The sequence below is a fragment of the Arthrobacter sp. 05N428_2 genome (assembly GCF_056397065.1).
In genome coordinates this window covers 21,552-29,533 of sequence record NZ_JBFTMR010000026.1, presented here as the reverse complement: position 1 = coordinate 29,533, position 7,982 = coordinate 21,552, and the positions used below count along the sequence as shown (strand labels likewise).

Sequence of the window (7,982 nt, the reverse complement as noted above, 5' to 3'; positions counted from 1 at the left end):
CCTTCCTCGTCCCGTACGGCTGCACGTAATACTGATGCACCAATTCTCGAATCTCATCGCGGCTAATACCTCGCGGACCAACAGTCATGGCTACTCCTGCTCCTCTTCAATCACTGACTGACTCACAACCAGCCTGACGTAGAGGGTTCCGGCAAGAACTGCGGGAGCGTCGGTCGGATTCCGGCAGGAACTGCGGGAGCGTCGGATGGCGGCCTAGAGGAGGCGGCGCTCCGCGGCCCAGCGGGTCAGTTCGTGCCGGCTGGAGAGTTGGAGTTTGCGCAGTACGGCCGAGACGTGGGTTTCGACCGTCTTGATGGAGATGAACAGCTCCTTGGCAACTTCCTTGTAGCTGTAGCCGCGCGCGATCAGCCGCATCACCTCGAGTTCGCGGGCCGACAGCCGGTCGAGTTCGTCGTCCGCGATGTCCGCCGGGGCGGTCCCGAAGGCGTCGAGGACGAAGCCGGCCAGCCGCGGGGAGAAGACCGCGTCGCCGCCCGCCACGCGGCGCACCGCGTCGCTGATCTGGGCTCCGGAAATGGTCTTGGTGACGTAGCCCCGTGCGCCGGCGCGGATTACGGCAACGACATCCTCGGCGGCGTCGGAAACGCTCAGCGCCAGGAACCTGATGCTGCCCAGCAGCGGGGCGGAGCCGGCCAGCACCTCCCGTCCGCCGCCGCCCAGTCCGCCGGGCAGGTGGACATCCAGCAGGACGACGTCGGGCCGCGTCTGGGCGATGACTGCGACCGCTTCTTCCACGGTTCCTGCCTCGCCGACGACGACGATGGCGGGGTCCAGGTCGGCCTTCAGTCCGGACCGGAAGATGGCGTGGTCGTCGACGATTACAACGCGGGTGGCTGCGGGTATGCTCGGGGCTCCGCCGCTGTCGACTGGCTGGCTGCTCACTGGTTGTCCTCTCGGTTGGTGTCGGCCGCTCCGTGCGTTCCGTTGGTTCCGGCCGCGGCGGCCGCGAGCGGCAGCCGCAGTCGTACCTCGGTACCGTCGGGGCTGCTCACGATGGTCGCCGTGCCGCCGTGGCGCCGCATCCGTCCGATCATAGATTGCCGCACCCCCAGGCGGTCCGCCGGGATGGACGCCGGATCGAAGCCCGGCCCGCGGTCCTTCACGAAGACTTCGGCGGCGTCGTCCGTGACCTCCAGATACACCGAGACGGCGCCTCCGCCGTGGCGGGCCGCGTTGAGCATCGCCTCGCGCGCCGCCTGGACCAGGGCTTCGAGGCGTTCGTTCATAGCGCAGTCCCCCACGGTCACGACCTCCACGGCGTGCCCCAGCGAGTCCTCCACGTCCGCAGCCGCCGTCTGGATCCCGGTGGAGAGCCGGCCCGAGTCCCGGCCCGGATCCCGGTAGAGCCACCCCCGCAACTCCCGCTCCTGCGCCCGGGCGAGCCGGACGACGTCGTGCTCGCTGCCGGCACGCCGCTGGATCAGCGCCAGTGTCTGCAGCACCGAGTCGTGCAGGTGGGCGGCGATCTCGGCCCTTTCGGTGGCACGCACCAGACCTGCTCGTTCGGCCTCCAGGTCGCGCCAGAACTTCAGGCCCCAGGGCAGCAGCACCAGCGCCACCCCGCCCAGGACTGCGACGGAGGCCAGCAGCGCGAGCCAGGTCTGCTCCCAGGAGCCCGAGCCGGAGACCATCAGCAGCACCCCGGCGACCACCAGGCCGAGGCCGGCCGCGAGCCGGGCCCAACCGCCGGCCTGATCCGCCTTGGTTTTGTCCACAATGCCCGCGCGCCGGGTCTCGTCCAGCTGCATCCAGGCGATCGCGGCGCCGCCAAGGATCGCCGCCACCGGGATCAGTGTGCCCAGCGGGACGTCCAGGCCGAAGAGCCGCGCGATCAGGATCCCGGCTGCCAGCAGCAACCCCGCGCCGAGCAGGATTTCCTTGCCGAACGGCAGTCCCGGGAACCGCGTCCGCCAGGTACCGGCCGGGGCGCCAGCATGGCCGCCGGCGAACGTCTCGCCCACGGCGGGACCACTCACCGCAGGGGCGATTGGCGACGCCGGCTGCCGGGCGTTGCGTTTGGCGCTCTCGTCCGCGGTGGGGACCATGATCCAGAGCCAGGCATAGAACACGACGCCGGCCCCGCCCGCGAGCGCCGCCACCACCATGCCCACCCTGACCATCCGCACCGGCCAGCCGAGATGGTTCGCGAGGCCGCCGCACACGCCGGCGATCACCCGGTTGCTGCTGCGGGCCAACGGCGGGCGGGAAACAGCTGTAGTCATAGGTCAATCCAAGCACGGACGGGGGTTCCCCGGAGCAGCTTTCGGGCCGAACCGGGGGCCGCTCAGGGATCGTTCAGGGTCTTCCCCAGTAGAGCGCGAGCAGCCGCAGGCGGGAGGATCGAGGTATGAATCCGCACACTCCGCACCCAGATGAAGACCCGAGCGTTTTAGGCCGTCCGGAAAACAGTCCGGACGCCACTTCCGGCGGCTCCGCCGAAAACCCCACGCCACCCGGCGCACCGTCCGGGGAGGCCCCGCCCCTCTACCCGCCGGGCGGTCCGTACCCGGCCCAGGCCGGGGCCACTCCGCCGCCGTACATGCCGCCGCCCTACGCCCCGCCGCCCTACAGCAGCGCACCGCCGGCGCCGGCGCCGGCGCCGGGCGCGCAGCCGCAGAACTTCTTCGACTGGATCCGCAGCCACGGCATCTACCGGGGCCGCGAGCGCTGGGTCGGCGGCGTCGCCAGCGGCATCGCCCAGCGGCTCGGAGTCGACCCGCTGATCGTGCGCGGCATCCTGATCGTCCTGACCGTGTTCGCCGGCGTCGGCGTCCTGCTCTACGGGCTCGCGTGGGCCTTCCTGCCGGAACCCGACGGACGCATCCACGTCCAGGAGGCGGCCGCGGGCCGCTGGAGCACGGGAATGACGGGCGCCCTGATCACCACCGTGATCGGGTTCCCCAGCCTGGGCACCGGCGTTTGGGGGTGGGACCGCTACGGCTTCGGCGCCTTCGTTTGGACGGTGTTCTGGGTTGGCGGTGCGATCTACGTCATCTACTACCTGACCCAGCGGAACAAGGCACGCCACGGGGCCCCCATCCCCGTCCACCCCGGCGCGGGCCAGGACACCGGCGGTTACAGTCCTTCCGACGGTGCGCCCGGCAGCGGGACCGTCAATGCGGCCACCCTCGGCGACACCGCCCGCGGCAGTGCCGGCTGGCCGGCGCCGTCGGATACTCCTCCTCCGCCCTACGGCGACGGGTACGGCGCTGGCGGGTACGGCGGCGGATACGGCCAGGCACAGCAGCAGGCGCCCGCGCCGAGGTCTCGGCATCTGGGGCCGGGCGCCCCCGCCGTGGCCGTCACGGTAGGCCTCGCCCTCCTGGTGGGCGGCGGCATCAAGGCCCTCGAGGCCGCACACGTGATCGATCTCGGCACCTCAGGCAACGCCGTCGTGTGGGCCAGCGGCGCGGCCGTGCTGGGGCTGGGGATCCTCGTTTCCGGGCTCCGTGGCCGGACGGCCGGCATCCTGGGGTTCTTCGCCGTCGTCGCACTGATCATCGGCGGCATCTTCAACCTGGTTCCCAACGCGGACCGGGCCCGTTTCCAGAACGTCGACTGGAGCCCGGTAAGCATTGAGCAGGCCCGGGACGGATTCGACCTTACCGGCGGGGCCGGCACCGTGGACCTGACAAAAATGAACCTGAGTGCGCCGCTGGTGGCAGACCTCGTGGTCCGGGTCGATGCCACCGCGAGCAACGTGACGGTGGCCATCCCGAGCGCGGTCCCGGTGCAGGTCCAGGCGGACATGACGATGGGCAACTTCAATGACGGCCGCGGCGACCACGGCGGCACCACGACCCAGCAGAGCAACTACAACACGGACAAGGCCGGCGGCCGGCTGATCGTCAAGATCTCGGGGACTTTCAGCAACATCACCGTGAAGGAAGGGAACTGACATGAGCAGCTACGATCCGGCAGCGGAATCGAAGGGATCCCCGGCGGTGGCCGAGACGTCCGGCAGCCCGCGTGCCCGGGTGGGCACTGTGGTCTGGGGTCTGGTCGTCCTGGCCCTGGCGGCGTTGACCATCATCTCCCGGCTCGGCCTCATCGCCTTGAACGGAACCTACGTGCTGATCGGCCTGATGATCGGGGCCGGTGCAGCACTGGTGATCGGCGGCGTGCTGTCCGCGCGCGGGCGTGACAAAGACACTACGACAGGGAAGTCTTGACCCATGGATAAGTTCTTCAGCATCGTCCGGGGCCTCGGCCTGAAACGCGGTCCGCAGCGCTGGCTGGGCGGAGTCTGCGGCGGGATCGCCGCCAAGCTGAACGTCGACGTCGCGTACGTCCGGATCGCGTATCTGCTGTTCGCCCTGCTCCCCGGACCCGCCTTCGTGTTCTACCTGGCTGCCTGGCTGCTCCTGCCGGACCAGCGGAACGCGATTATCGCGGAGTCCTTCCTTGAGCGGCGCGCCGGCAGGCCCTGAGCCGGACCGCCGCGCCGACGCACCTACGCCCAGTGCCCCTGCCTACCAGGCCGGGGCATTGGGCGTTGAGCATAGGTAACGGTTGTGTGCTGCCCCACATCCGCCAGTAGACTTCCAGGTGAGCTCAGCGTGGCGCTCTGCCTGTACCCCTTCGAACCAGGATTTGAGCCGAGACATGAAAATTGGAATCCTCACCAGCGGCGGAGACTGCCCGGGGCTGAATGCCGTCATCCGCGGGGTCGTCCTTAAGGGAATTGCGGTCCACGGCCAGGAATTCGTGGGGTTCCTGGACGGCTGGCGCGGCGTGGTCGAAGCCGACGTGATCGATATCCCGCGCACCCTGGTCCGCGGCATCGCCAAGCAGGGCGGAACCATTCTCGGCACGTCCCGGACCAACCCGTTCGAGAACAACGGCGGCCCCGAGGTTATCAAGGCCAACATGGATCGGCTCGGCATCGACGCCATGATCGCGATCGGCGGCGAAGGCACCCTGGCGGCGGCGAAGCGGCTCACCGACGCGGGCCTGAAAATCGTGGGGGTGCCCAAGACGGTCGACAACGACCTGGACGCCACCGACTACACCTTCGGCTTCGATACCGCCGTCGAGATCGCCACCGAGGCCATAGACCGGCTCCGAACCACCGGGGAATCGCACCACCGGACCATGATCGCCGAGGTGATGGGCCGCCATGTGGGCTGGATCGCCCTGCACGCCGGCATGGCCTCCGGCGCCCATGCCATCCTGATCCCGGAGCAAAAGGCCTCGATGGAACAGATCACCGACTGGGTCCTCTCGGCCCGCGACCGTGGCCGCGCCCCGCTGGTCGTCGTCGCGGAAGGCTTCGTGCCCGAGGGCCAGGAATCCCCGCACTCCGAGCGCGGACTGGACACCTTCGGCCGGCCGCGGCTGGGCGGCATCGCCGAACTGCTGGCGCCCGAACTGGAGGCCCGGACCGGCATCGAGACCCGGGCCACCGTGCTGGGACATATCCAGCGCGGCGGTGTCCCGACCGCTTTTGACCGGGTCCTCGCGACCCGCCTCGGCCTGGCCGCCATCGACTCGGTCGTCGAAAAGCGCTGGGGAACCATGGTGTCGCTGAACGGCACCGACATTGTCCATGTCGGCTTCGACGCTGCGCTCGGCAACCTCAAGAGCGTGCCGCAGAACCGTTACGACGAGGCTGCGGTCCTCTTCGGCTAAGGCGGCAGGGCGCCGCGGGGCTGGGTAGGGTTGAATCATGACTCTTGAGCCCGGTTCCGCTGAAATCATCCAGCTCGCGTGGGCACGCCGGCTGGGCTTCGACGACGGCGCGTTCGGCGCCGCCGCGGGCCGCCGGCTCACCCGCGCCGATGAGGCGGCCCGTTCCGTGCAGTTTCTCCGCCTCTTTGGCAGCTCCGCCCTCGTCGGGCCGCAATGGGCGCTGGACGCGGCCGCCGGATATCCCGAAGAGGAGCTGGCACAGCACGTCACCCTGCTGACCATCACCCGGCGGCACGGCGGCCACGGACTGGGCGCCGCCGCGTTGTTCTTCGCCGACGAGCTGCCACTGCAGCAACCCGCAGAGGAGCTGACTGTCTCGCACGGGAACCCCGAAGCGATCGAACTCGAAGCGCTCTGCCCGCCGGATGACGTCAACGAAGTGGGCCTCGCGGAGCTGGAACACCGCTTCACCATCATGCAGGTGGAAGCGGGCCGCCGGACGCCGGTGGCGTGCGGCGCCTACACCGAGTGGGAGGGCATCCTGGCGCAGCTGGGGGTGCTGGTGGCACCGCAGTGGCGGCGCCAGGGCGTCGGCACACTGGCCGCTTCGATAGCGGCCCACGACGCCCTGGCGTCCGGGCTGACACTGCAGTGGCGCTCCGACGTCAGCAACAAGGGTTCGCTGGCCCTGGCCCGGAGCCTGGGCTTCACCGCAGGAGGCATCCAGACCAGCGTGCTGCTGGGCGCCTAGCTGTACTAGCCCCGCTGGGCCTCGGCGCTGTCCGCGACCCCGCGGCGGCTCTCCGCGGCCGGGGCTCCCCAGCCCGAGTGCGGCTGGGGCTTGGCGAAGAACAATGCCGCGGCCGTGCCGAGCAGAACCACCGCCGCGGGCAGCATGATGGACTGGCCCATCGCCGTCGAGAATCCGTCGTGCAGCGCCTCGGGCAGGTGGCCGCCGAAGGCCATCGGGCTCGCTCCCCCGGCTGCGCCCGGAGCAGCGGGCACTTCCGCCGCGAGCCGGGCCTGGATCAGCACGGCAATGGCGGCGCTGCCCAGAACCGCGCCGATCTGGCGGGTGGTGTTGTAGACGCCGGAACCGGCGCCGGCCTGGCGCGGCGGCAGGTTGCGGGTGGCCGTCGAGCTCAATGGCGCCCAGATGCCGGCATTCGCGACGCCCAGCACTGCGCTGGGAAGCAGGAAGAGCCAGAGCGGCGTGTCCGGATGCATCAGCGAAGCATTCCAGAACAGCGCCACGGACATCAGCGTCAGGCCGCCGGCCGTGATGAACTTCGGGTTGACCCGGTCGATGATGCGGCCCACAACCGGCGCCAGGCCGCCCGAGATCACCGCCATCGGAACCATCATGAGCGCGGATTGCGTCGGGGTAAGGCCCCGGACAATCTGGTAGTAGAAGATCAGCGGGAGGGTGAAGGCCGTCACGGAGAAGCCCACCGTGGTGATGCCCACGTTGGCCAGCGAGAAGTTGCGGTCCTTGAACAGCCCCAGCGGCAGCAGCGGCTCGCCCTTGTTGACCCGCTGCCACGCCACGAACCCGGCCAGCACCACGATGCCGCCGATGATCAGGCCCCACACCGTAATGGGCCCGGTAATGGTGCCCCAGTTATAGGTTTCGCCCTCCTGGATCCCGAATACCAGCAAGAACAGGCCGACGGCACTGAGCAGCACGCCGGGAATATCGAACTTGTGCGGATGCGTGCTCAGGGAGGGCACGAAGCGCAGGGCGAGGATGAAGCCGATGACGCCGACCGGGATGTTGATGAAGAAGATCCATTCCCAGCCCAGCCCGTCCACCAGGACGCCGCCCAGGATCGGTCCGACGAGGGTGGCCACACCGGCCGTGGCACCCCAGATGCCCATGGCCGCGCCGCGGCGGTCCGGCGGGAAGATCCGCGTGATGACGGCCATGGTCTGCGGCGTCATCATGGCGGCTCCGAGTCCCTGCAGCACCCGGGCTTCGATCAGGGTTTGGACATCGCCGGAGAGTCCACACCAGAGGGATGCCAGGGTGAACACGACAAGGCCGGCCAGGTAGAGCTTCTTCGGCCCGAAGCGGTCGCCCAGCCGGCCCGTGATGAGCAGGGGAACGGCGTAGGCCAGCAGGTACGCGCTGGTCACCCAGATCACCGAGTTAATGTCGGCGTTCAGGCCTTCCATGATCCGGGGGTTGGCCACCGAGACGATGGTGGTGTCGATCAGGATCATGAAGAATCCGATCACCAGGGACCAGAGGGCGGCCCACGGCCTCGCTACGTTTTCCATCGGGGGTTCCTTACGGTGCGTGTTGCCAGGGCTGGAGTTGGGGGTGAAGC

The 7,982-nt window shown here is 69.4% G+C and carries 8 protein-coding genes; 5 read left to right on the top strand and 3 right to left on the bottom strand.

Annotated elements, in window-relative coordinates:
* Positions 1-213: 213 nt before the first annotated feature.
* Both AC1DGI_RS17600 and AC1DGI_RS17595 read right to left on the bottom strand, forming a co-directional pair.
* A complete protein-coding gene (locus AC1DGI_RS17600; RefSeq protein WP_441401354.1) occupies positions 214-903 on the bottom strand; it encodes a LuxR C-terminal-related transcriptional regulator in 690 nt (229 codons plus the stop codon).
* Positions 900-2,243, bottom strand: coding sequence for an ATP-binding protein (locus AC1DGI_RS17595; RefSeq protein WP_476899745.1), 1,344 nt, complete (start codon positions 2,241-2,243; stop codon positions 900-902). Before AC1DGI_RS17595 ends, AC1DGI_RS17600 begins: the two co-directional genes overlap by 4 nt.
* Positions 2,244-2,368: 125 nt before the next feature.
* Between AC1DGI_RS17595 and AC1DGI_RS17590 the strand changes: the two genes are divergently transcribed.
* The 5 genes from AC1DGI_RS17590 (at position 2,369) to AC1DGI_RS17570 (ending at position 6,403) form a co-directional block, all read left to right on the top strand.
* A complete protein-coding gene (locus AC1DGI_RS17590; protein ID WP_476899744.1) occupies positions 2,369-3,919 on the top strand; it encodes a PspC domain-containing protein in 1,551 nt (516 codons plus the stop codon).
* Position 3,920: 1 nt separating this feature from the next.
* Positions 3,921-4,193 carry a hypothetical protein gene (locus AC1DGI_RS17585; protein ID WP_476899743.1) on the top strand — a complete coding sequence of 91 codons (273 nt, stop codon included), beginning with the start codon at positions 3,921-3,923 and terminating at the stop codon, positions 4,191-4,193.
* A gap of 3 nt (positions 4,194-4,196) precedes the next feature.
* Positions 4,197-4,451, top strand: coding sequence for a PspC domain-containing protein (locus AC1DGI_RS17580; RefSeq protein WP_441401346.1), 255 nt, complete (start codon positions 4,197-4,199; stop codon positions 4,449-4,451).
* Between the two features lie 175 nt (positions 4,452-4,626).
* Positions 4,627-5,652 (top strand): 6-phosphofructokinase, encoded by a 1,026-nt coding sequence (locus tag AC1DGI_RS17575; protein WP_441401344.1) that lies wholly within the window; start codon positions 4,627-4,629, stop codon positions 5,650-5,652.
* 37 nt (positions 5,653-5,689) lie between these two features.
* The gene (locus tag AC1DGI_RS17570) at positions 5,690-6,403 is read left to right on the top strand and encodes an N-acetyltransferase family protein (RefSeq protein WP_476899742.1); all 714 of its coding nucleotides are present in this window, start codon (positions 5,690-5,692) and stop codon (positions 6,401-6,403) included.
* A 5-nt stretch (positions 6,404-6,408) separates the two neighbouring features.
* Here the strand turns inward: AC1DGI_RS17570 and AC1DGI_RS17565 are convergent, their stop codons facing one another.
* Complete coding sequence (locus tag AC1DGI_RS17565; RefSeq protein WP_476899741.1) at positions 6,409-7,932, bottom strand: DHA2 family efflux MFS transporter permease subunit; 1,524 nt, start codon at positions 7,930-7,932, stop codon at positions 6,409-6,411.
* Positions 7,933-7,982 lie beyond the last annotated feature (50 nt).